Annotated in this window: 21 protein-coding genes and 2 pseudogenes; 12 read left to right on the top strand and 11 right to left on the bottom strand. The window is 66.2% G+C overall.

All coding sequences use genetic code 11. The features are described from left to right. Position 1 precedes the first annotated feature (1 nt). Both NMQ03_RS06345 and manA read left to right on the top strand, forming a co-directional pair. On the top strand, positions 2 to 1,651 hold the full coding sequence (locus tag NMQ03_RS06345) for an LCP family protein (protein ID WP_255174877.1): 1,650 nt from the start codon (positions 2 to 4) through the stop codon (positions 1,649 to 1,651). Positions 1,652 to 1,693: 42 nt separating this feature from the next. Further along, positions 1,694 to 2,938: a mannose-6-phosphate isomerase, class I gene (manA, locus tag NMQ03_RS06340; RefSeq protein WP_255174876.1), complete on the top strand. Its 1,245-nt coding sequence runs from the start codon at positions 1,694 to 1,696 to the stop codon at positions 2,936 to 2,938. A gap of 90 nt (positions 2,939 to 3,028) precedes the next feature. Here manA and NMQ03_RS06335 read toward each other — a convergent pair whose 3' ends face one another. Together NMQ03_RS06335 and glpX are read right to left on the bottom strand one after the other, a co-directional pair. Beyond that, positions 3,029 to 4,084, bottom strand: coding sequence for a peptidoglycan bridge formation glycyltransferase FemA/FemB family protein (locus NMQ03_RS06335; protein WP_255174875.1), 1,056 nt, complete (start codon positions 4,082 to 4,084; stop codon positions 3,029 to 3,031). An 89-nt stretch (positions 4,085 to 4,173) separates the two neighbouring features. Beyond that, positions 4,174 to 5,196, bottom strand: coding sequence for a class II fructose-bisphosphatase (gene glpX / locus NMQ03_RS06330; protein ID WP_200830737.1), 1,023 nt, complete (start codon positions 5,194 to 5,196; stop codon positions 4,174 to 4,176). A gap of 224 nt (positions 5,197 to 5,420) precedes the next feature. Here glpX and NMQ03_RS06325 point away from each other — a divergent pair, with 224 nt between their 5' ends. The 5 genes from NMQ03_RS06325 (at position 5,421) to NMQ03_RS06305 (ending at position 10,740) form a co-directional block, all read left to right on the top strand. After that, a complete protein-coding gene (locus NMQ03_RS06325) occupies positions 5,421 to 6,101 on the top strand; it encodes a DUF4245 domain-containing protein (RefSeq protein WP_255175548.1) in 681 nt (226 codons plus the stop codon). A 9-nt stretch (positions 6,102 to 6,110) separates the two neighbouring features. Continuing rightward, positions 6,111 to 6,725 carry a carbonic anhydrase gene (locus NMQ03_RS06320; RefSeq protein ID WP_255174874.1) on the top strand — a complete coding sequence of 205 codons (615 nt, stop codon included), beginning with the start codon at positions 6,111 to 6,113 and terminating at the stop codon, positions 6,723 to 6,725. Between the two features lie 87 nt (positions 6,726 to 6,812). Further along, on the top strand, positions 6,813 to 8,240 hold the full coding sequence (locus NMQ03_RS06315) for a class II fumarate hydratase (RefSeq protein ID WP_159632527.1): 1,428 nt from the start codon (positions 6,813 to 6,815) through the stop codon (positions 8,238 to 8,240). Positions 8,241 to 8,386: 146 nt separating this feature from the next. After that, a complete protein-coding gene (locus NMQ03_RS06310) occupies positions 8,387 to 9,058 on the top strand; it encodes a TetR/AcrR family transcriptional regulator (protein ID WP_255174873.1) in 672 nt (223 codons plus the stop codon). Beyond that, on the top strand, positions 9,055 to 10,740 hold the full coding sequence (locus tag NMQ03_RS06305; protein ID WP_255174872.1) for an MDR family MFS transporter: 1,686 nt from the start codon (positions 9,055 to 9,057) through the stop codon (positions 10,738 to 10,740). Before NMQ03_RS06310 ends, NMQ03_RS06305 begins: the two co-directional genes overlap by 4 nt. A gap of 18 nt (positions 10,741 to 10,758) precedes the next feature. On the opposite strand, the gene NMQ03_RS06300 is transcribed toward NMQ03_RS06305, so the two are convergent. Both NMQ03_RS06300 and NMQ03_RS06295 read right to left on the bottom strand, forming a co-directional pair. After that, a complete protein-coding gene (locus NMQ03_RS06300; protein ID WP_255174871.1) occupies positions 10,759 to 11,229 on the bottom strand; it encodes an NUDIX domain-containing protein in 471 nt (156 codons plus the stop codon). A 40-nt stretch (positions 11,230 to 11,269) separates the two neighbouring features. Continuing rightward, entirely contained in the window at positions 11,270 to 11,815 is a 546-nt protein-coding gene (locus tag NMQ03_RS06295; protein WP_255174870.1) for an A24 family peptidase, read from the bottom strand. Between the two features lie 60 nt (positions 11,816 to 11,875). Here NMQ03_RS06295 and NMQ03_RS06290 point away from each other — a divergent pair, with 60 nt between their 5' ends. Then, a complete protein-coding gene (locus NMQ03_RS06290) occupies positions 11,876 to 12,670 on the top strand; it encodes a hypothetical protein (protein ID WP_255174869.1) in 795 nt (264 codons plus the stop codon). Positions 12,671 to 12,712: 42 nt separating this feature from the next. Next, positions 12,713 to 13,360: a GNAT family N-acetyltransferase gene (locus NMQ03_RS06285; protein WP_255174868.1), complete on the top strand. Its 648-nt coding sequence runs from the start codon at positions 12,713 to 12,715 to the stop codon at positions 13,358 to 13,360. A gap of 426 nt (positions 13,361 to 13,786) precedes the next feature. On the opposite strand, the gene NMQ03_RS06280 is transcribed toward NMQ03_RS06285, so the two are convergent. Next, on the bottom strand, positions 13,787 to 15,205 hold the full coding sequence (locus NMQ03_RS06280; protein ID WP_255174867.1) for a PhoH family protein: 1,419 nt from the start codon (positions 15,203 to 15,205) through the stop codon (positions 13,787 to 13,789). 239 nt (positions 15,206 to 15,444) lie between these two features. Beyond that, a complete protein-coding gene (locus NMQ03_RS06275; RefSeq protein ID WP_255175547.1) occupies positions 15,445 to 16,206 on the bottom strand; it encodes an isoprenyl transferase in 762 nt (253 codons plus the stop codon). A gap of 147 nt (positions 16,207 to 16,353) precedes the next feature. Between NMQ03_RS06275 and NMQ03_RS06270 the strand changes: the two genes are divergently transcribed. Beyond that, a complete protein-coding gene (locus tag NMQ03_RS06270; protein ID WP_255174866.1) occupies positions 16,354 to 17,097 on the top strand; it encodes a hemolysin III family protein in 744 nt (247 codons plus the stop codon). Positions 17,098 to 17,121: 24 nt separating this feature from the next. On the opposite strand, the gene NMQ03_RS06265 is transcribed toward NMQ03_RS06270, so the two are convergent. Together NMQ03_RS06265 and mca are read right to left on the bottom strand one after the other, a co-directional pair. Continuing rightward, positions 17,122 to 17,463: a hypothetical protein gene (locus NMQ03_RS06265; protein ID WP_224025447.1), complete on the bottom strand. Its 342-nt coding sequence runs from the start codon at positions 17,461 to 17,463 to the stop codon at positions 17,122 to 17,124. Positions 17,464 to 17,560: 97 nt separating this feature from the next. Continuing rightward, positions 17,561 to 18,466, bottom strand: coding sequence for a mycothiol conjugate amidase Mca (gene mca / locus NMQ03_RS06260; protein WP_255174865.1), 906 nt, complete (start codon positions 18,464 to 18,466; stop codon positions 17,561 to 17,563). Positions 18,467 to 18,599: 133 nt separating this feature from the next. Here mca and NMQ03_RS06255 point away from each other — a divergent pair, with 133 nt between their 5' ends. Then, complete coding sequence (locus tag NMQ03_RS06255) at positions 18,600 to 19,058, top strand: DUF4307 domain-containing protein (RefSeq protein WP_255174864.1); 459 nt, start codon at positions 18,600 to 18,602, stop codon at positions 19,056 to 19,058. Between the two features lie 151 nt (positions 19,059 to 19,209). After that, positions 19,210 to 19,704, top strand: a complete 495-nt coding sequence (gene greA, locus NMQ03_RS06250) for a transcription elongation factor GreA (RefSeq protein ID WP_159632538.1) — start codon at positions 19,210 to 19,212, stop codon at positions 19,702 to 19,704. Between the two features lie 120 nt (positions 19,705 to 19,824). Here greA and NMQ03_RS06245 read toward each other — a convergent pair whose 3' ends face one another. From NMQ03_RS06245 to NMQ03_RS06235, 3 genes and pseudogenes are all read right to left on the bottom strand, one after another. After that, entirely contained in the window at positions 19,825 to 20,454 is a 630-nt protein-coding gene (locus NMQ03_RS06245) for a rhomboid family intramembrane serine protease (RefSeq protein ID WP_255174863.1), read from the bottom strand. Positions 20,455 to 20,462: 8 nt separating this feature from the next. Beyond that, positions 20,463 to 21,699, bottom strand: a pseudogene (gene ilvA, locus NMQ03_RS06240) (threonine ammonia-lyase). 3 nt (positions 21,700 to 21,702) lie between these two features. Then, positions 21,703 to 23,044 (bottom strand): annotated as a pseudogene (locus NMQ03_RS06235) (AI-2E family transporter). Positions 23,045 to 23,072 lie beyond the last annotated feature (28 nt).

The raw sequence follows: 23,072 nt of genomic DNA, 5'->3' as shown, positions 1-23,072 counted from the left end.
CATGGCCAGCAGCAGCAGCGTTCTCAATACCGGCTCCGGTCCATCACTGACGGACCCGGTCCGCTATCCGGTCAGCGCTTCTCCCGCGGTCCGGACCAAGCGTGCCTTCGTCCTGGTCCTGCTGACCCTCCTGGTACCGGGCAGCGCCCAGCTCGTGGCAGGCGACAGGAAGCTGGGACGGACAGCCCTGCGGGTAACGCTCTGCGTGTGGGCACTCCTGCTGCTGGCAGTGGTGCTCTTGCTGGTCAACCGGAGCCTGGTCATCAGCATCGCCACCAACCCGGTCACCTCGCTGCTGCTGGTGGTGGTGATGTCGGCACTGGCCCTCGGCTGGGCTTTGCTGTTCCTGAATACCCTGCGCCTCATCCGCCCTGTCCTGCTGGCACCGCGGGCCCGCCCCGCCGTCGGCATTGCCCTGGTGGTGGCGCTGGTTCTGGGCAGCGGCTCCATGGGGTATGCCGCCTACCTGCTGAACGTAGGCCGCAACGCCATCGGCAACATCTTCTCGTCCGGTCCCGCCATCGAGCCGGTGGACGGTCGGTACAACTTCCTCATGATGGGCGGCGACGCCGGCGATGACCGCACGGGCCGCCGGCCTGACAGCCTGTCCATCCTGAGCGTGGACGCCCAAACGGGCCAGACCGCCATAATTTCCGTGCCCAGGAACTTCCAGAACGCGCAGTTCAGCGAAGGCTCCCCCATGCGGGCCCTCTACCCCGACGGCTACGACTGCGGCGACGAGTGCCTGATCAACGCCATCAACACCGAGGTTACCAACGAGCACGCGGACCTCTATCCCGGCGTGGCGGACCCCGGGGCGCAGGCAACCATGGAAGCCGTTTCCGGAACGCTGGGCATGAAGATCCAGGCTTACGTACTCGTTGACATGGAGGGGTTCTCCACCCTGATCGACGCCATGGGCGGCATCCGGATCAAGGCCGGCGGCTGGGTTCCCATGAGCGGCTATTTCGACGAGGCCACCAAGACCCACGGGATGCCCCTCGGGTGGATTCCGGCCGGGGACCAGACGCTCAACGGCGCGCAGGCCCTCTGGTACGGGCGGTCGCGCGAGTACGTGGATGACTACTCCCGCATCCAGCGCCAGCAGTGCGTGCAGCAGGCAATGCTGAAACAGCTTGACCCCGCCACCCTGCTGTCCAAGTTCGAGGACATCGCCGGCGCGGGAACAAAGGTGGTGGAGTCAAACATCTCTTCCGCCCAGTTGGGCAGCTTCCTGGACCTCGCCATCAAGGCGCGGGGCAAGGACGTCAAACGGCTGACCATCGGGCCGCCGGACTTCGATGCATCGTTCTCCACGAACCCCGATTTCGACCAGATCCACGAACGGGTGGACCAGCTGCTGGCATCGGCATCCGCCAAGGGTGCACAGTCGGCAGGAATTCCCGACGACGGCACGGCAGTTCCGCAGGCAGGCGCCGGACACGTCCAGGCGGCCGGGGCTGTCCCCGCCACCCTGCCCGCCGCGGGCAGCGCTGTCCGGCAGCCCTCGCCGTCGGACTTCACGCCGGTGACCACCACACCCGACGGCGAGCCGATCACCGAAGAGATGCTGACCCAGCTCAAGCTGGAGGGCAACGAAGAGGCGATCCGCCAACTCGTGGCCACCAACGGTCAGTGCGCCCCGCTCTAGGGCCCACCCATCAGCTCCCAACCATCAAGGAACGGAACGGTTTTGTACGAGATTGACAACGTCCTGCGGGACTACGCCTGGGGTTCGACGACGGCGATCGCCTCGCTGCTGGGGCGTCCCGAGTCGGGGCGCCCGGAGGCCGAACTGTGGATCGGAGCGCACCCTGACTCGCCGTCGGTGGCGCACCTGCCGGAGGACGGGACGCGGAGCCCGCTGGACTCCCTGATCTCCTCCGACCCGGAACATTTCCTGGGCGCGGAATCCGTGGCGGCCTTCGGCCCCCGGCTGCCGTTCCTGGCCAAGATCCTTGCGGCCGCGCAGCCGCTCTCCCTCCAGGTCCACCCGAGCCTGGACCAGGCCCGGGAAGGATTCGCACGGGAAAACGCAGCCGGACTGGATGCCCATGCCCCGAACCGGAACTACAAGGATGACAACCACAAGCCCGAGATGATCTTCGCGCTCACGCCGTTCGAGGCATTGTGCGGATTCCGGCCGGTGGCCGAGACCCGGAAGATCCTGCAGCACGTTGCGGATGCCTTCCCCGCGGGCAGCCAGCCCCCGGAGCTGGTCCAGGCCCTGATCGACGATCTTGCCGCCCCGGATGAAAGCGCAGGACTGCGCCAGGCCTTTGAACGGCTGATCGCCGGCGGCCAGGGCGTGGCAGAGGACACCGCCCTGGTGGTGGCAGCTCTCCTGTCCGGGGCACCCCTTGAGCCCTACCAGGCCGAGCTGGGCACTGTCATCAGCCTCAACGAAAAGTATCCCGGCGATCCCGGCGTGCTGATCTCACTGCTGCTGAACCGGATCTCCCTGAAGCCCGGTGAGGCGGTCTACCTTCCCGCAGGCAACGTGCACGCCTACCTCCACGGGCTGGGCGTGGAGGTCATGGCGTCCTCGGACAACGTCCTGCGCGGCGGCCTGACGCCCAAATTCGTGGACGTCCCGGAACTCCTGAACACCATCGATTTCCACCCTGTGGCTGTTCCGATGCTCGGCGCCGAAAAGACGGTGATGGACCAGGAACTGTTCCGTCCCCCCTTCGGGGAGTTCCAGCTGCAGCGCATCGAACTGGGGCCGGACGCTGCTCCGGTCCCGCTGGCGCAGGCAGGCGCGGCAGTGGTCATCGTGGTGACCGGCGCCGTCTACCTCGACTCCCCCAAGGGCGACCTGGAACTCGCACAGGGCGGCAGCGCGTTCATCGCCGCGGCCGAGGCCCCGGTCAACGTCCACCGGGTGGCCGGCAGCACCGGGCCGGCACTGGCCTTCGCCGTGACCACCGGCCTCTAGCACTTCCGGCAGCCGCAACAGCAAGGGCGGCGACGGCACCGGGCTGGTGCCGTCGCCGCCCTTTGGCGTTCACCGGGTTGGTTGCCGCGGCTAGCTGCCCGGACGCAGCTTCCGGACCAATGGGCGGACCTGCCCGGCTGCGCCTTTCAGCAGCCGGCGCGCCTGCTGGAGGCCCTTGCGGGCGAGCGGCATGGCCTTCGAGTAGGCGGGGTAGAACGGCGACAACGGCCGTTCCCACGTTCCCATGAGCATGTTCTCGTGCCTGGCGAACTGCTTCTTGAAATCGGAAATGCCGTCGTTCAGGAGGCCGTTGAAGTCGTAGCGGCTGCAGCCGTCTTCCCGCATGGCCTGCAGCGCCGCCCACTTCACGCCGTAGTTCACCCGCTGCTTCTGGCCCTCGGCGGAGACACCGCCGTAGAGCTCGAAGGCGGTGGCGCCGCTGCGCGAAAGCCAGGTGAAGGCAAGCATCTGCTCGCCATCGAACGCGGCGATGATCGGCGAGGAGTCGCCGAGGTTCCGGAAGATGTCCCGGTAGTACTGGTCCTCGTGGATGCCGAATCCTGCCCGCTCCGCGGTCTGGTGGTAGATGGCCAGCACCTCGTCCAGCTCGGAATCGTTTTTGACCTTCCGGAATTCAACGTCGCTGCGCATGGCCTTGCGGATGTTTGCCCGCGTGGACTTGGACATCTCGGCCATCAGCTCATCGTCGGAGCGGCTGAGGTCCAGGATGAGCGTGCGCGGGATGAGGACAGTGTTGGTGGATTCCCGGAAGCCCGCGGCGGCCACGGCACCGGCAAATGCGGAATCCCGGTCCCAGTCCGGTTCGATGCTGAGGGCCACGCCCCGGTGGCGGAGGGCGGCGTGCTCGGCCAGCCGGTTCAGGACCAACTGCGCGTTCTCCACTGAGCACATGGGTCCCCGGGGAATGTAGACCAGGGCACGGAAGGGGACGGGAAGCCGGCGGACCAGGAGCTGGGCGCAGCCGATGGTTTCGTCCCCGGCCTTGACCAGGACCCGGTCCACGGACCAGCCGTGCGCCGCCTTGGTCTCGCCCCAGCCCCACAGCTGTTGCGGATGCCCCTGGAACCGGTCAACGTGCTCGTCCCAGAGGGCGCGGTCAGTACAGGGAACAACAGCAGGAATCATGGCTTAAACCCTATACCAAGGCCTTAACGCCAAAACCCCCGGCGCGCGTGTGGCGCACCGGGGGCTTCGCAGTCAGCAGGACCTGGCGGTCAGTTCTTGCGGGCGTAGCCTTCCCACTTGCTGGCCTGGTGCTCGCCCTCCACGAAACGGATGGTTCCGGACTTGGAACGCATCACGATGGACTGGGTGAGGACCTTGTCCTTGGAGTAGCGCACGCCCTTGAGCAGGTCGCCGTCCGTGATGCCGGTGGCGGCGAAGTAGCAGTTATCGCTGGAGACGAGGTCGTTGGTGGAGAGCACCCGTTCGAGATCGTGCCCGGCGTCGATGGCCTTCTGCTTCTCTTCGTCGCTGGTGGGCCACAGGCGGCCCTGGATGACGCCGCCAAGGGACTTGATGGCACAGGCCGCCACGATGCCCTCGGGGGTGCCGCCGATGCCCATGAGCGCGTCCACGCCGGTGCCGGAGCGGGCCGCGGCAATGGCCCCGGCGACGTCGCCGTCCATGATGAATTTGGTGCGGGCACCAGCTTCGCGGATCTCCTCCACCAGCGGGCGGTGGCGGTCGCGGTCGAGGATCATGACGTTGAGCTGGTTGACCTTCACGCCCTTGGCCTTGGCGATCAGGTGCAGGTTCTGCTTGACCGGCAGGCGCAGGTCCACCATGTCTGCGGCTTCGGGGCCGGTGACGAGCTTTTCCATGTAGAACACGGCAGAGGGATCGAACATGGAGCCACGCTCGGCAACAGCCAGGACGGCCAGTGCGTTGTTGATGCCAAGGGCGGTCAGGCGGGTTCCGTCGATCGGGTCGACGGCGACGTCCACCTCGGGGCCGGTGCCGTCGCCAACGCGCTCACCGTTGAACAGCATGGGCGCTTCGTCCTTCTCGCCCTCGCCGATGACCACAACGCCGTTGAAGTGGACGGTCTGCAGGAAAGAACGCATGGCGTCGACGGCGGCGCCGTCGGCGGTGTTCTTGTCACCGAAGCCAACCCAGTGGCCGCCGGCGATGGCCGCGGCTTCGGTGACGCGGACAAGTTCAAGGGCAAGGTTGCGGTCCGGCTCGTCGTGGCCCACCGCAAGGGACGGCGAAATCGTGGAGTACTTCTGGGTCATGGACGCTGGTGACACGTGAACCTCTTCTTCGAGTGGCGATCATTGAACCCGCCCGCCGGTGCAGCAGAACGGTGATTCCTCTGTTACCGATCATAGTCGCGGCGCCGCGCTGGGGGTGGCCCGTGACGCAACCCCGAAATGTGCCTTGCCGCCGGCAGGGGCCCGCGAACCGGCCCGAATGGAACTCCGGCTCCGGGATGGGCGACTATAGAGGGGTGAATGACATGCAGGAAGCCACCAGTCCCAGCTCCGGCCCGGCACAGCCCGATGGCCGTCCCGGCGCCGCGGACAGCAGCGCCGATACCCCGGTGAAGCCCGTCATTCCGGCGGCCGCGGCCAAGCGCGCCAATGCTTCGGTGATCGGCATGATCATTGCCCTGGTGCTCAGCATCGCGGCGTTCCTGCCCGTTGTCCTCATGAATCCGCAGCCCAAAAGCGAGGGGTACCGCCCGGACATCGACGTGGCGTCGGTGGCCCGGAACGCGGCAGATGTGGCGGGATTCACACCCGTTGCGCCGGACACCGGCAACGCCTTCCGGGCAAATTACGCCCGGTGGGAAGCAGGGACGGGCAGCGGCGTGCCTACCTGGGAGGTTGGCTACGTGACCCCCAAGACGTCCTTCATCGCCTTGGTGCAGACCACGCAGGCCAACCCCACCTGGCTGCTCCAGCAGACCAAAAACGCCCCCGTTACCGGCTCGCGGAATGCCGGTGGCCGGGAATGGGAACTGCGTGACACCGGCAAGGGCGAAAAGTCGATGGTCCTGAACTACCGCGGCAGCACCGTCGTCCTCTCCGGTGCAGCGCAACTGGACGAGTTCGCAACCCTCGCGGCCGCCGTCGTGAACTCCCTGGAGAGCAACCCGGCCGTCACGGTTTCACCGTCGGCGGGTCCCACCCCGTAAAGTGGGGCCGTGACGACTAACCTGACCCCTGCACTGGCCTGGCGCCGCCTGCGCGAAGGCAACGAACGTTTCGTAAACGGCGAGTCCTCCCATCCCAACCAGAACGCTTCGCGGCGCTCATCGCTGGTGGATACGCAAAATCCGTTCGCCGTGATTTTTGGCTGCTCCGACTCCCGGCTCGCTGCCGAAATTATCTTCGACGTCGGCCTCGGCGACGTCTTCGTGGTCCGCACCGCCGGACAAGTGATTGACGACGCCGTCCTGGGCTCGCTCGAATACAGCGTTGCGGTGCTGGGGGTGCCGCTGATCGTTGTGCTCGGGCATGACAGCTGCGGCGCAGTGACCGCCACCAGGGACGCTGTGGAGACGGGTGAAATGCCCGCAGGCTTCATCCGCGACCTCGTGGAACGCATTACGCCTTCCGTCCTGACGTCCCTGCGGAACAACCAGCCCGAGGTCAATGACATGGTGGTGGAGAACGTCAAGCAGATGTCCCATCGGCTTGCGGACAGTTCGCGTGTGATTTCGGACGCAATTGAAAACGGCCGCACTGCGGTCATCGGCCTCTCCTACCGCCTGGCAGAGGGCCGCGCCGACCTTGTTTCCGGAATCGGCGAGCTCTAGGAACCCCACGCCGGCGGCCCGCCGGGCCGCCGGCAATGCTCCCTTAACGGTTTTCGATGGGGCGGCCGGGAGCCATAAGCTAGCCCCATGACTTCCACTGAAGAGTTCCGCATTGAACATGACACGATGGGCGAAGTCCGCGTCCCCGTGAACGCACTGTACCGCGCGCAGACGCAGCGGGCAGTAGAGAATTTCCCCATCTCCGGCAAGACCCTGGAGCGCACCCACATCGAAGCGCTTGCCCGGGTCAAGAAGGCTGCCGCCCAGGCCAACGCAGAACTGGGCGTGCTCGACGGCGAGCTGGCCAAGGCGATTGCAGACGCTGCCGATGAGGTGGCTGCCGGCAAGTACGACGGCGACTTCCCGATCGACGTTTTCCAGACCGGCTCCGGCACGTCCTCGAACATGAACACCAACGAGGTCCTCGCAGAGCTGGCCACGCGTGCGCTGAAGGCCGCAGGCAGCGACAAGGTGGTCCACCCCAACGACCACGTCAACGCCTCCCAGTCCTCCAACGACGTGTTCCCCACGTCCGTGCACGTCGCTGCCACGTCCGCCCTGATCAACGACCTCATCCCCGCCCTGGGCTACCTGGCAGAGTCGCTGGAGCGCAAGGCCGTTGAGTTCAAGGACGTCGTAAAGTCCGGCCGCACCCACCTCATGGACGCCACCCCGGTCACCCTGGGCCAGGAGTTCGGCGGCTACGCCGCACAGGTCCGCTACGGCATCGAGCGCATCAATGCCTCACTCCCCCGCGTGGCTGAGGTTCCCCTCGGCGGCACCGCCGTGGGCACCGGCATCAACACCCCCGCAGGCTTCCCCGAACGCGTCATCGAGCTGCTGGCCACCGATACCGGCCTGCCGCTGACCGAGGCCCGCGACCACTTCGAGGCCCAGGCAAACCGCGACGGCCTGATCGAAGCGTCCAGCCAGCTGCGCAACATCGCCATCTCGTTCATGAAGATCAACAACGACCTCCGCTGGATGGGCTCCGGCCCCAACACGGGCCTGGGCGAGATCGCCATTCCGGACCTGCAGCCCGGCTCCTCCATCATGCCCGGCAAGGTCAACCCGGTTATCTGCGAGGCCTCCATCATGGTGGCCGCACAGGTCATCGGCAACGACACCGCCATCGCCTGGTCCGGCACCAACGGCGCCTTCGAACTGAACGTCGGCATCCCGGTCATGGCCGCCAACCTGCTGGAGTCCATCCGCCTGCTGGCCAACACCAGCCGCGTCATGGCGGACAAAATGATCGACGGCATAACCGCCAACGTGGAGCGCGCCCGCTTCCTGGCCGAGGCTTCCCCGTCCATCGTCACCCCGCTGAACAAGTACATCGGGTACGAGAACGCGGCTAAGATCGCCAAGACCGCCGTCAAGGAGGGCCTGACCATCCGCCAGGCCACCGAGAAGCTCGGCTTCGTCGGCGAGGGTGACGGCAAGGTCTCCGAGGCTGATCTCGACAAGGCCCTGGACGTCACCACCATGACGGCTCCGGCCCACAAGGCCTAACAAGCCAGACAGGGCCCAACAAGGCCAAAGCGTCCGACGGCGGCCGGTCATCTTTTGAATGAAAGGTGACCGGCCGCCGTCGAACTTTAACCTGCTTACCAGCTCACAATTTGCACTCAATTCAACAGAGTGCAAAACTTTACTTTGTGACAAACAGTGCAACTTCCGATCCCGGCCTGCGTGAACGCAAGCGGGCTGCAACCCGGCGCGCCATCACTGCTGCCGCGCGGAGCATGACCGCCGAGCACGGGCTCACCGGCTATACCGTGGAGGAAGTGTGCGAGGCCGCGGGCATCTCCCGCCGGACTTTCTTCAACTACTTCCCCACCAAGGAAGACGCCATCATCGGCCACGTGGACGATGACATTCCGTCCGACATCATCGAGGACTTCATTGCCGGCGGAGCCGGATCACCGGCCGGACAGATCTCCCCAACGCTCTTTCGGGACCTGGTGACACTCTCCCTGCGATTAGCCGAAGGCATGTCAGCCTCGGAAGAAGACACCCGGCAGCTCATCGGGGTGGTCCGCAAGGAACCGCAGCTCATCCTCAGGATCATCGGCGTCACGGAGCAGCGCGAGGCCCAGTTCGCCCGGGACGTCGCCCGGCGTGAAAGAGTGTCCGCCGACCACCCGGTGGTGCAGATGGCCGTGGTGCTGCTCAGCACCATCGCCCGCAAGAGCAGCATGGCCTACTTCTCCGACGGCAACACCCGCAGCTACCCGGACCTGCTGCTGGAGAACATTTCCGCCGCCAGCGTCCTGTTTTCACAACCGTTCAACACCCCTGACACCCCCGCAGCAGAAGGACAATCATGAGTACCGCCCCCACCAAGGCGCCGGCAGGGCCCCTTCTGCTGACGCAAAAACGCATCTGGATCATCTTCTCCGCGCTGATCGCCGGAATGCTGCTCTCAAGCCTGGACCAGACCATCGTCTCCACGGCCATGCCCACCATTGTGGGCAAGCTTGGCGGCGTGGAGCACCAGGCCTGGATTACTACCGCCTACCTGCTGGCCACCACCATCGTCATGCCGATCTACGGTAAGTTCGGTGACATCCTTGGCCGCCGCAACCTCTTCCTGGTGGCCATCGCGCTCTTCACGCTCGCGTCGGTGGGCTGCGCAATGGCCACCGATTTCTGGGGCTTCGTCACCTTCCGCGCCATCCAGGGCCTGGGCGGCGGCGGCCTCATGATCCTCTCCCAGGCGATCATCGCCGACATTGTTCCCGCCAAGGAGCGCGGCAAGTACATGGGCCCGCTCGGCGCCATCTTCGGCCTATCCGCCGTGGCCGGCCCGCTGCTGGGCGGCTTTTTCGTGGACCACCTCACTTGGGAATGGGCGTTCTACATCAACATCCCGGTCGGCCTTGCCGCCTTCACCATCGCCTGGTTTGCCCTGACCCTGCCCAACAAGAAGGCCGAAAAACGGATCGACATCCTGGGCGTTGTGCTGCTGTCCGCCGCCACCACGTGCCTGATCTTCTTCACCGACTTTGGCGGCAAGAAGGACGAGGGCTGGGATTCGCCCCTCACCTGGGCATTTGGGGCGGGCCTGCTGGTGTCTGCTACCGCCTTCGTCTTGGTTGAGCGGCGCGCCGAGGACCCCATCATCCCGCTGAGGCTGTTCCGGAACCGGATCTTCATCAATGCCACGGCCATCGGCTTCACCCTGGGGCTGGGCATGTTCTCCGCCATCGCCTTCGTTCCCACGTTCCTGCAGATGTCCTCCGGCACCTCCGCCGCAGAATCCGGGCTCCTCATGCTTCCGATGATGGCCGGGCTCATGGGCACCTCCATCTACTCGGGCATCCGGATCTCAAGGACCGGCAAGTACAAGATGTTCCCGATCCTGGGCGCCGCGCTGACCATGGCCGCGATGCTGTGGATGACCACCCTTGCTGCCAGCACCCCCATCTGGGTCATCTGCCTCCAGCTGTTCGTCTTCGGTGCGGGCCTTGGCCTGATCATGCAGGTGGTGGTCCTGGTGGTCCAGAACTCGGTGCCGGCTGACCAGATCGGCACCGCCACCAGCACCAACAACTACTTCCGCGAGGTAGGCGCCGCCATGGGCGTGGCAGTGTTCGGCTCCATCTTCACCACCCGGCTTTCCGAGGCGCTGACCAACGCCTTCACGGGGGCAGGGGCGTCCGCTGAGCAGGCCGGGCAGTCCACCCGGACCCTGGACCCGCAGGCGCTGGGCCAACTCCCGGAACAGCTGCGCGACGCCATCGTGAACGCCTACGCCGATTCCCTGGCGCCCGTGTTCTGGTACCTGCTCCCCTTCATCGCCGTGGCCCTGCTGCTGGCCATCACGCTGAAGCAGATCCCGTTGTCCGACACCGCCGGTATGGTGGCACGCGGCGAAGCCGTGGGCGGGGAGGAAGCGGAGCGGCTCGCCGCCGGCCTTCACGGCACTACTGCCGGCGACGTGGAAGCCGGACGTGGCGGGGGCACGGTGAAGGACGACGACGGCGAGCTGGTTTCCCAGGGCCGCTGACCGGCGTCGCGGCAGCCTCTACGGCTCGAAGTGGACGGCTGCGGAGGGTGCGAGCGCCTGGCGGATGCTGGTGAGGTGCCCGGGCATGAGGTCGGGAAGTTCGTCCAGGCCGAACCAGCCCACGGCCAGGGATTCGTCGTCATTGACCCTGGCCTCGCCGGAGACGTAGCGGCACAGGAACACCACGTCCAAAAACTCGCAGACATCACCGTTGGGGTAGGTGACCGGACCCACAGCGCCCACTGACACCACGCGCTCGGCCTCGGCCACCACAGCCGTTTCCTCGAAAATCTCACGGATCAGGCCGCGGGCCGGCTGCTCCCCGGGGTCCAGCATGCCGCTGACGAGAGCCCACTGGCCGTTGTCTGCCCGCTGGGCCAGCAGGATCCGGCCGGCGTCATCCACCACCACGCCCCGCACACCGGGCACCCAAATGGGATCGTTGCCGATTTTCTTGCGCAGCTTCAGGACGTATTCGGGTGCAGGCATAGCGCCAGCCTATCCAATCACCAAGCAGAGGCCCCGCCGCTCAGGCGGGAAGCAGCATGGCGGCTGCGGCCCCGGCGAGCATGAACGGCCCGAACGGGATGGACGACTTCAAGGTCCCCCGCCGGGCGGCAAGAAGGGCTACGGACCACAGGCCGCCCAGCAGGAAGGCCAGGAAGGTCCCCGCGAAGAGGTGTCCCCAGCTGAGATAGCCAAGGTACATGCCCAGCACTCCCGCGAGCTTAACGTCACCGAACCCCATGCCGGGCGGATAGACGAACCGGAGGACAAAGTAGAACAGCCACAGGATTCCGGCCCCGGCCACCACGCGGAGGGCGGGGGCCGACAGGATCCCTGTGGTGTCACCGGCCGCCTGGAACGGGCTGGTCCAGGCAACGGCGGCTGCCGCCAGCAGGAGCACGCTTACCACCGCATAGGACGGAAAGACGATCCGGTTGGGCAGGAGGTGGTGCCGAACGTCGATGATGGTCAGCCGCACCGCCATCACCGCAAAGTAGAGGCAGGCCGCCAGCACCAGCCAGAAGGCAAGCGGGGTGTGCTGCCAGAGTTCACCGAGTCGTCCAATCACCCCTCGGATGCTACTGGATCCACCCATTCCCGCCGGAGCGGCCCCGCGTAAAATGTGGATATGTCAACCTGGGACTCCCGGCGCAGCCCGGTTCCGGAATCACCTGCCGCCCCGGCGGACCTGGCCGCCGTGTTCCGGAACCTCTGCCGCTCCTCCCCCTGGAAGTGGCAGTCGCTGCGGTTTGAGTACTGGGACCAGGCCTTTGCCGCAGCCCCCGCACCCGGTTCCACCTTCGTCCGCGCCTGGCTGCGCCGTCCGGGCGCGCTCCGGCTCGAAAGCCCGGAGCGCCTGGTCCTGCACAGCACTACGGGGATCAACGACTCCCGGGACGTCTTCTATGTGAGCGCCACGCGCAAGTCCTGGCTCCTCCCCCCGCACCTGGTCACCCCCGTCTATGACAACGCCGGACTGGTACGCCGGCGCCCCGAGGCCGCTTACGGCGAGCCCGGATTCGGCAACGGCCGCTTCTCGGCTGCGCTGGACCCTGTGGAGCTCGCGGGCAATGCACCCGTGCCCATCGAGTTTCCCGGCAGCAACGCGCTGGACATCAGGGAGGTGCGGTATTCCGGGCACGAAGGCCGGTCCGCCATTGAAGCGGTGGTGGTGCCCAACGCCGCCTACCGCCCCATTGATCCTGCCGCGCCCCTGTGCCTGCCCGGCCGGTCCCTGCTGCGCGTGGACGTGGGGACCGGCGTCTGTGTGTCCAGCCAGTCGCTGGAACGGGAGACGGAAGGCTATGGCCACTGGATCCGGATCATCGCCGTGGACGAGTACATGCTGGATGACCTGTTCCTGGCCCAGTCCATGAACCTCACCGACGTCCGCCGGCACATCAGCTGGGACATTCCGGCCTGATCGTGACAGGTCCTCCCGGCCCAGGTCGGCTAGGCTTCGCGGATGACGACGATGAGCTCCATCTGGCCCCTGTTCGACCTCAGGCTGACCACGCCCCGGCTGGAGCTCCGGCCCATCACCGACCAGGACATCCCGGCGGCTGTCGACGCCGCCCGCAGCGGAATCCACGACCCCGCCACGAACCCGTTCAGCACGCCGTGGACCGAGCTGCCCGGTGACGAACTGGGCTCCAACATGGCTCGCTGGTACTGGCGCTGCCGCGGAGAGTTCACGCCGGAGCACTGGACGCTGCTCCTGGGGATCTGGCATGAAGGGCAGTTCATCGGGTGCCAGGACGTTGGCGCCAAGGACTTCACGGTGCTGAAGACCGTCACCACCGGCTCCTGGCTCAAGAAGTCCGTCCAGGGCCGGGGACTGGGCAGGGAGATGCGTGCCGCCGTCGTCCTGTGGGCCTTTGAGTGGCTCGGCGCGGAAGTCGCCGAGTCGGAGGCCGCCGCCTGGAACAGCGCCTCCCTGGGCGTCTCCCGTTCCCTCGGCTACGAACTCAACGGCACCACCCGCAAAGCCTGGGGCACCAAAGTCGAAACTCTCCAGCACGTCCGCCTCACCCCGGAAACCTTCAACCGCCCGGACTGGGAACTGCAGGTCCAAGGCCACGACTCAGCGGCCAAGTTCCTCGGCGTGCGTTGAGTGCCTGTCCGTGGCTGGGTACGCCGGGCCACGGTCCTTCTCCGTCGCTTAGCGCGTAGGTCCCTTCCCAACGCTCGCAGGCTCGCGCCGGGTCCCTCGGGACGACGCTTACAGCGCATAGGGCCACCTTCGGTCGCTGGGCGACCTACGGTGGCCGAAGCGCCGCGATGCGCTCCTACGAGAAGGGCCGCAACCCGGCTTGTGCTTGCCGTTGCCTCCGGTGGGCTTTGGCACACGTCCGGTCCGAACGCTTCGCCTAGGAGCGCATCGCCGACCAGAGCGTTGCGCAGGTCGCCCAGCGACCGGAGCGGCGCGCCGGGAGGTGTCTAAGCGACGGCGAAGCGCTCGGGGCGGACGAACCCAACCCCGGTCACGCACAAGGGCCGTGGCCCGGCGAACCGGCCACGGCCCCTTGCTTAGGTGAGGTCAGCCCTCCAGGAGTTCCGTCACCAGGGCCGCGATCGGTGAACGTTCCGAGCGGGTCAGGGTGATGTGGCCGAAGAGGGGGTGTCCTTTCAGGGTTTCGACGACGGCGGCGATTCCATCGTGGCGTCCCACGCGCAGGTTGTCACGCTGGGCGACGTCGTGGGTGAGCACGATCTTGGAGTTCTGGCCCATGCGGCTCATGACGGTGAGGAGGACGTTCTTTTCGAGGGACTGGGCCTCATCGACGATCACGAAGGCATCGTGGAGGGAACGTCCGCGGATGTGGGTGAGGGGCATGACCTCGAGCATTCCCCGGTCCATGACCTCTTCCACCACTTCCTGGCTGACCAGGGCGCCCAGGGTGTCAAAGACTGCCTGTGCCCAGGGGTTCATTTTCTCGGACTCGGAACCCGGCAGGTAACCGAGTTCCTGGCCGCCCACCGCGAAAAGGGGCCGGAAGACGATCACTTTGCGGTGTTCGCGGCGTTCCAGCACAGCTTCGAGGCCCGCGCAGAGGGCCAGTGCCGACTTGCCGGTGCCGGCGCGGCCACCGATGGATACGATGCCCACGCCGGGATCCATCAGCATGTCGATGGCCAGCCGCTGTTCGGCGGAACGGCCGTGGAGGCCGAACACGTCACGGTCGCCCTTGACCAGGCGGACCTGCTTGTCGGCGCCCACCCGGCCCAGTGCGGAGCCGCGGTTGGAGAGCAGCACCAGCCCGGTGTTGACGGGCAGTTCCGCGGCGGCGGGGATGAAGACGGGTTCGTGGCCGTAGAGGGTGGCGATGTCCTGTTCGTCCGCCTCGACTTCGGCAACGCCGGTCCAGCCGGAGTCCTTGACCAGCTCGTTCCGGTACTCGTCGGCAGTAAGCCCCATGGCGGATGCTTTGACGCGCATGGGCAGGTCCTTGGAGACAACCGTGACGTTGCGCCCCTCGTTGGCCAGGTTCTTGGCGACGGCGAGGATGCGGCTGTCATTGTCCCCGCTGCGGAAGCCCAGCGGGAGCACCTCTGTGGAGATGTGGTTCAGTTCCACCATGAGGGTGCCGCCCTCATTCCCGATGGGCAGGGGCTGGTTCAGGCCGCCGTGCTTGACCCGGAGGTCGTCCAGGAGCCGCAGGGCATTCCGGGCGAAATAGCCCAGTTCCGGATCGTGCCGTTTGGCTTCGAGTTCGGTGATGACCACGACGGGGACCACCACCTCATGTTCGGCGAAGCGCAGGAGTGCCCGCGGGTCGGAGAGCAGGACGGAGGTGTCGATGACGAAGGTGTGGATGTCGGCTTCCCTTCCGGAGACAGCAAGACCGGCCGCAGCATCAGTTGCTGCGCCGGTCACAGAGGTGGCTCGCTCGGCGCGAGAGGTAGCTTTTCCGCCCTGTCCAACCAGGACCTCGGGCAGTTGTTCAGAAGTAGCCACATCGACTCCAGCCCCGGGCGCCAGCCCGGAATTGTTATTGGTGAGGCGGCTCGGCCACGAGGCCGGATCCGGCCTCCCATACACCCGGTGCGATGTTTCGCTCCATGTACTGGCCTCCCCGATCAGCCGGCGGTTTTGCCTGCTGATGGATATAACGTAAATCCACTCCGGGTCATTTCCGCAACTATTTGGCGGCGATTTCTCCGGCGGATGTATGAACTCGTGATGAACCGCGGGTTTCAGGTGCCAAAGCGCCGCTGCCGCCCGGCGTAGTCCCGCAGGGCGCGGAGGAAGTCAACCTTGCGGAAGGCGGGCCACAGGGCCTCGCAAAAGTAGAACTCGCTGTAGGCGCTTTGCCACATCAGGAAGCCGGAGAGGCGCTGCTCCCCCGACGTCCTGATCACCAGGTCCGGATCCGGCTGGCCCCGGGTGTACAGGTACCGGGAAATGTCATCGACGCACAGGTCATCGGCGAGCCTGGAAATGTCCGTGCCCTTGGCGACGGCGTCATGCAGGAGTTCACGGACGGCGTCGACGATCTCCCTGCGGCCCCCGTACCCCACTGCCACGTTGACATGGATCTTTTCCCGGACAGGAGTCCTGGCCGTGAGTTTGTTCAGCCGCTCGGCCAGGTAGTCCGGAAGCAGTTCCGGGGCACCCATGGCATGCACGGAGATGTTCGCGTCTTCGTCCAGCCGGTCCAGGGTGTTGGCGATGATCCCCATCAGGAGGTCCAGTTCCTCGCTGGAGCGGTTCATGTTGTCCGTGGAGAGCATGTACAGCGTCACCACCTTGACGCCGAGCTCCTGGCACCAGCCCAGGAATTCGTGGATCTTGTCCGCACCCGCCTGGTGGCCCTGGGCGGTGGGGGCATTGAATTGCTTGGCCCAGCGCCGGTTTCCGTCCACCATCACACCAATGTGCCGGGGAATGCGGTCGCGCGGGAGGTCCTTGAGCAGCCGGCGCTCGTAATAGCCATAGAGGAACCCGGGCAACTCCACGCGTCCACTCACCTGACTTTCCTGCCGTACCTACATCCACATCCTAGGCTACCGCCCGGGACACCCCGGGACGGGGAGGACCTCATGACAGGTCTGAAAGTATGTTACCGATCAGTAACTTACCGGTCCGTAAGTTATTCTGGTGCCATGAACAGCGACTCCCCGCAGGCCTCCCCGGCGCCCCGGCCCGAGGACTGGAACTCCAGCCAGGATCCGGAGCCCAGCGCGGTGGATGATGCCGCGGTCCGCCTGGCGGAACTACTGATGGTCAAGCCCAAATGGCGCGGCTGGATCCACACCGTCACGGCCCCGCTGGCACTTGCCGCAGGGGTCATCCTGGTTGTCCTCGCCCCCACGGTTGACCGCCGGGTCACGTCTGCCATCTACGCTGCCACCGGCGTTCTGCTGTTCGGTGTCAGCGCCGTCTACCATCGCGGCAATTGGTCCCCGCGGGTCAAGCTCATCCTGAAGCGGCTGGACCATACCAACATCATGCTGGTGATCGCCGGCACGTACACGCCACTGGCATGGACCCTGCTGGAACGCCAGCAGGCTGTGGTGCTCCTGTGGGTGATCTGGGCCGGAGCCATCCTCGGAGTGCTGTTCCGGCTGCTCTGGACTGATGCGCCGCGCTGGCTCTACGTTCCGATCTACATCGCGCTGGGCTGCGGCGCGCTGTTCTACCTGCCGCAGTTCTTCCAGGCCAGCATTCCGGCAGCAGTGCTGATCTGCGTGGGCGGCGTCCTCTACATCACGGGCGCTGTCTTTTACGCCCTCAAGAAGCCCAACTTCAGCTACTACCACTTCGGCTTCCACGAACTGTTCCACGCGTTCACCGTGTTTGCCTTCGCAGCCCACTTCGTGGCGATCGCGCTGGCGGTCCTCGCCTAAAGCCGCCCCGGCGGCGGGACCCTCTTACTCGCGGGGCCGCGGGAGCCCGTCTGCCGGCCCGTTTCCGTTGGCGTCCGGCGCTGCCTGGCGGGTGCCGTCGTCGAGCCCATCCTGGGCGTCTGCGGCGTCAACGTCTGCCGCGGCAGCGGCGGCCAGGCGCTCTTCCTCCACCTGGGCCCGGTAGCGTACCCTGCGGATCCGCCGCACCATGTCCACAATGAGCAGGGCGGTGGCCACAACAAAGAAGGCCGTCATGATGAACCCCAGAAGGCCCGGCGTTACCTGGTCCTCGGATATTCCGTCCCGGAGCGTCGGAGTGGGCAGCGGGCTCGGCGTGGTGGCGAGGCTGAGGAGCAGAGAATGCACGGTTAATACCTTCTGGTGGAACGGATGCAGCAGGATGCGAACGGAACGGCCGGTCGCCGCACCCGTCTTCTACACAAGATAGAAATGTCCTGCCTGTCTATCTTAGCCCGGCGAACAGGTCCTTCTCGGGGAGTTCGGACGGCACCCGGGAGTGGATCAGGGAGTAGTCTTCCCAAGGCCAGACCCGGCGCTGCATGTCCGGCGACACCGCGAAGAAGAACCCCAGCGGGTCCACCTGCGTGCGGTGGGCGCGCAGTGCGTCGTCGCGCATTTCGAAGAAGTCGCCGCAGTCCACCTGGGTGGTGGTGGGGTGGGCGGCAGGAGGTGGCGTGTGCCCCTCCGCATCAGACTCCAGCCACGCGGCCAGGCGCTCGGCATACGGGGACTGCAGACCTGCCTCTTCGAGCGCAAAGTGCAGTGCCCGGAACCTCTCCGGGCTGAAGGCCCGGTCGTAATAGAGCTTGCTGGGCTCCCACGCCTCCCCCGCGTCCGGGTAGCGTTCCGGATCCCCTGCTGCCTCAAACGCCTCCACGGCTACCCTGTGGGCCATGATGTGGTCCGGGTGGGGGTAGCCGCCATTCTCGTCATAACTGAGGATGACGTGCGGCTTGAAGGACCGGACCAGCCGCACCAGGGGCGCGGCCGCCTGTTGCAGGGGCAGGGTGGCGAAGGAGCCGGCCGGAAGGGGCGGGAGCGGGTCGCCCTCCGGGAGGCCGGAGTCTACAAAGCCCAGCCACCGCTGGCGGATGCCCAGGATGGCAGCGGCCCGCTGCATCTCCAGCCTGCGCGCGACGGCCATGTCCCGCTTGGGATGCGGCTCACCTTCAACTGCCGGGTTCTGGATGTCGCCGCGGGAGCCGTCCGTGCAGGTTGCCACCAGGACATCCACGCCGTTGGATGCATACATGGCCATGGTCGCAGCACCCTTGCTGGATTCGTCATCCGGGTGGGCGTGGACCGCGAGCAGCCGGAGCGGCACCTGGGATTTGCTGGGCGCTGTCATGGAGGGGACGGCTCCTTAATTTCGTCTTTAGCGGCTCTGGGGCAGCTTACGGGTGATGCGGGCGGGCGCCGCGCCTAGCCGGCAGTTGGTGCCACCGCGAAAGCGCCGGCGGAATGGGCACTAAACTGGTCCGGTGACTTCCCCGGACCAGACGGCCCAATCCGTGCCCGCAGACACTAGCCTAGCCAATCGGTATGGTGCTAAAAAGCGCCGGCTTTCCCCCAAGGCCGCCCCGCTGGCCATCGGCGTCGCGCTGGCCGTGGGGATCGGGTTCCTGGCCTGGGTGACCACGTCCAATTCGCTCTCCGGGGTGACGTTCAAGGATGTGGGTTACAGCACCGCCGATGCCACCCTCGCCGAAGTCGACTTCCAGGTGACCCGGGAACCGGCCAAGCCCGTCAAGTGCGCCGTGAAGGCGCTGGACGCCAAGTTTGCCGTGGTGGGTTGGAAAGTGGTGGACATCCCGCCGTCCCCGGGGGACTCAACGCCCGACGGCGGCCGGACAGTCGCCCAGCGCGTCACGTTGCGCACGGAGTCGGCGTCCGTGTCCGGCGTGGTGGACAGCTGCTGGATTCCCGGCGGGGAGTCGTAAGGGATGTGATGCGCGACGCTTGCTTGTTGGGTTATCTCCACGGGATTGACTACAATGGAGAGATACCTTTACCCCGCTGAGCTGGTTACTGTTCCACAAGTGGCCACCGTGGCGGGGTCTTTTGCATGTAGGACCACTAGAGGAGAAGTCCGTGTCTACCACCAACAGCGCATCTGCAGCCTGGCTTACCCAGGAAGCTTTTGACCGCCTGAAGGCAGAGCTGGACCACCTTTCCGGCGCAGGCCGGGCGGAGATCGTCCAGAAGATTGAAGCAGCGCGGCAAGAGGGGGACCTCAAGGAAAACGGGGGCTACCACGCGGCCAAGGAGGAACAGGGCAAGATTGAAGCCCGCATCCGCCAGCTGACGGTCCTGCTCCGGGACGCCCATGTGGGTGAAGCGCCTGCCGATGACGGCATCGTTGAGCCCGGCATGCTCGTGGTTGCCAGGATCGCCGGGGATGAGGAAACCTTCCTGCTGGGGTCGCGCGAAATCGCCGGCGACTCGGACCTGGATGTCTTCAGCGAGAAGTCCCCCCTTGGTGCGGCCATCCTGGGGCACAAGGAGGGCGAGACCCTCAGCTACGTTGCACCGAACGGCAAGGACATCAAGGTGGAGATCCTCTCCGCCAAGCCCTACGCCGGGTAACGCCAGGACAAGCAGCAAGCCGGTCCGGCAAAAGCGGCGGCCGTCCCCACTGGGACGGCCGCCGCTTTTCTGTCTGCGCCGTAGGGACCGCCCGGGCACGCCGTCGGGGAGGACTGGAGGTCAGGACTGGCGCGGGAGCGCAGGGAGGCGCGGACGAAGCAGCAATGCCGCCACTACCCCGCCCGCGGCGCCGCCCAGGTGCGCCTGCCAGCTCACGTAGCCTGCCACGAACGGCAGGGCGCCCAGCAGGATGCTCCCGTACCCCATGAAGAGGACCACCGCGAGCAGGATCTGCCGCCAGCTGCGGTTGAAGAACCCACGCACCAAAAGGAACGCGAAGAGCCCGAAGACCAGGCCGGACGCGCCCACCGTGACACCGTTGCCGATAAGCCAAACGGTGACTCCGCTGCCGAGCCAGCTGAACGCCAGGGCGGTGAGGAACACACGGAGCCCCGAGAGGAACACGAGGAAGCCGAAGATGACCAGGGGCAGGCTGTTGGACAGCAGATGGTTCAGGTTGGCATGCAGGAGCGGGAAGGTGAAGATGTCCAGCAGCCCGTCGGCGCTCCTGGGCCGCAGGCCGAAGGTCCGCGTGAGGGCGCCCATCATCAGCGTGTTGACCACCTCGATGGCGAACAGCAGGGCCACGAAGCCGCCCAGAACCACGAGGCCGCCCTTGGCGCGCGCGGCGATGGTTTGCCGCGCCGGGCCGCCTCCGTTACCCGGCAGTCCGCTGCCCAGTCCGGCCATGGCCGGTCCTAGTGCACAACGATCGGCTGGAAACCCTCGGCACGGAGGGCACTGAGGACCTGCTCACCGTGCTGGTGGCCCTTGGTCTCCAGGTTCACGGTGATCGAGACATCGCCCATGCTGATGGATCCCCCCACCCGGGTGTGGTCCAGGCCGGTGACGTTGGCATCATTTTCGGCGATGATGCGGGCAATGGTTGCCAGGGAGCCGGGGCGGTCATCAAGCATCATCCGCACGGTCATGTAGCGCCCGGCGGCGGAGAGGCCGCGCTGGATGACCTTGAGCATCAGCATGGGGTCGATGTTTCCGCCGGAGAGGACCACCACCGTGGATCCCGGGTTCTCGATCTTGCCGTCCATGAGTGCTGCCACGCCCACTGCCCCGGCCGGTTCCACCACCATCTTGGCCCGCTCGAGCAGGAAGATCAGCGCTCGGGCCAGAGAGTCCTCGCTGACGGTGACCACGTCATCCACCAGCTCGCGGATGATGCTGAACGGCAGCTGTCCCGGGCGTCCGACGGCAATGCCGTCCGCCATGGTGGAGACCCGCTTCAGCGGTACCAGGGCGTCAGCGGCAAGCGAGGGCGGGTACGCGGCGGCGTTCTCCGCCTGGACGCCGATAATGCGGATCTCCCGGCCGAGTTCCCTTGCGCGGGCCTTGATGGCGACGGCGACCCCCGCAAGGAGCCCGCCGCCGCCCACGCCCATGAGGACTGTGTCAACGTTGGGAACCTGCTCAAGGATTTCCAGGCCCACGGTCCCCTGGCCTGCCACCACATCCACATTGTCGAACGGATGGACGAAGACCATGCCGGTTTCATCGCTGTAGCGCTGGGCTTCAGCGAGCGCCTCGTCCACGTTGTGCCCGTGGAGGATGACTTCGGCACCGTGGCTGCGGGTGGCGGCAAGCTTGGGCAGCGCTACGCCCAGCGGCATGTAGATCCGGGCCTTGATGCCAAGGCTTTTGGCGGCAACGGCAACGCCCTGTGCGTGGTTGCTACCGACGCCGCCACCACGCCCCGTTTTTCTCTTCCGGCGAGAGCCGGGCCATCCGGACGTAGGCACCGCGGACCTTGAACGAGCCGGCGCGCTGCAGGTTTTCGCATTTGAAATGGACGTCCCCGCCCACCATGCCCCCCAGCGCCCGGGACGATTCCACGGGCGTGCGCGCAATGATCCCGTCAAGCAGCTTCTGCGCCTCAAGGACATCGTCCAGTGTGACGGGAAGGGTTTCAAGGATCTTCACGGACTACTCTCCTTTGGGTTCTGCTCCGGCGCCTTCCGGGGAGGAAGCACGGGCATCACGGTGTTCAGCTGGGGTGCCGGACGCCGCGTCCCGCCCCGAACCAGGTGCAGACGGCGGCTCAACGTCCTCGATGGTGTTGTCCCCGCCCGCTCCGGCCGTAATGGGCTTCCCGGCAATTACCGGCACCTGTTCATGTTCCCACGTTCTGGCGGCGATGTAGCGAACAGCCGAGTTTGCTACGGCCAGGATGGGCACGGAGAACAGCGCGCCGGGGATCCCGGCGAGGTAGGAGCCGGCCGCAACGCTGAGGATGACTGCCACCGGATGCAGCGATACTGCCTTGCCCATGACCAGGGGTTGCAGGATGTGGCCTTCAAGCTGCTGGACCAGCAGGACGATGGCCAGCATGATCAGGGCGTTGATGGGGCCGTTGGCCACCAGGGCCAGCAGAATGGCGACGACGCCCGTCAAAAGGGCACCTACCACGGGGATGAAGGAGCCGAGGAACACCAGCACGCCCAGGGGAAGCGCCAGCGGGACACCGATGATGGCGGCGCCAACGCCGATGCCAAGCGCGTCGACAGCCGCGACAAACATCTGGATGCGGGCGTAGCTGACCATGGACGCCCAGCCCTTGCGGCCTGCACCGAACGTCGCCGCCCGGGCCTTCCGGGGAAGCATCCTGACCAGGAACGCCCAGATCCGGTCACCTTCCAGGAGGAAGAAGATGAGGATGAACAGGGAGAGGAGCATGCCGGCGGCGAAGTGACCGGCGGTGCTGCCGAAGGACAGGGCGCCGCTAAGGATGCTGCTGCTGTTGTTCTGCAGCGCGTCGGTGGCTTCCTTGATGTACTGGTCGATCTGTGCGGCGGTCAGGTGCAGAGGCCCGGCGGACAGCCAGTCCTGGACCTGCCGGACGCCCTCAAGCGCCTGGGAATACAGTTCGCCGAAACCGACCACAAGTTGCCTGCCCACCAGGGCCAGTGCACCGGCGATAACGCCGATGAAGCCAAGGACTGTCACTGCGACGGCCAGTCCCGCGGGAAGCCCCCGCCGCTTCAGCCATGCCGTGACCGGGCTCAGCAGACCGGCGAGGAGTGCGGCCACCATGATCGGAATGATCAGGAGGGTGATGTGGCTGAGCAGCCACACCAGCGTTCCCGCCATCAGGAGGATCAGGCCGAGCCGCCACGACCAGGAAGCTGCGATGCGGATGCCGTACGGTATGTCCTTGTCCAGCTCACGGTCCGTCAGGACCCTCAGGGTGCGGCCGCGGCGGCGCGGCGGGAGCCGGTTGGACCGGTGCTGGGTGGGCAAGGGTAACGTCGTCCTCTTTTGGCGTCATATCCCAATACTTCCCCAGCGGTGGCCCA

The sequence above is a fragment of the Arthrobacter sp. DNA4 genome (assembly GCF_024362385.1).
GTDB lineage: Bacteria > Actinomycetota > Actinomycetes > Actinomycetales > Micrococcaceae > Arthrobacter.
This window is presented reverse-complemented; position numbering and strand designations above follow the sequence as displayed.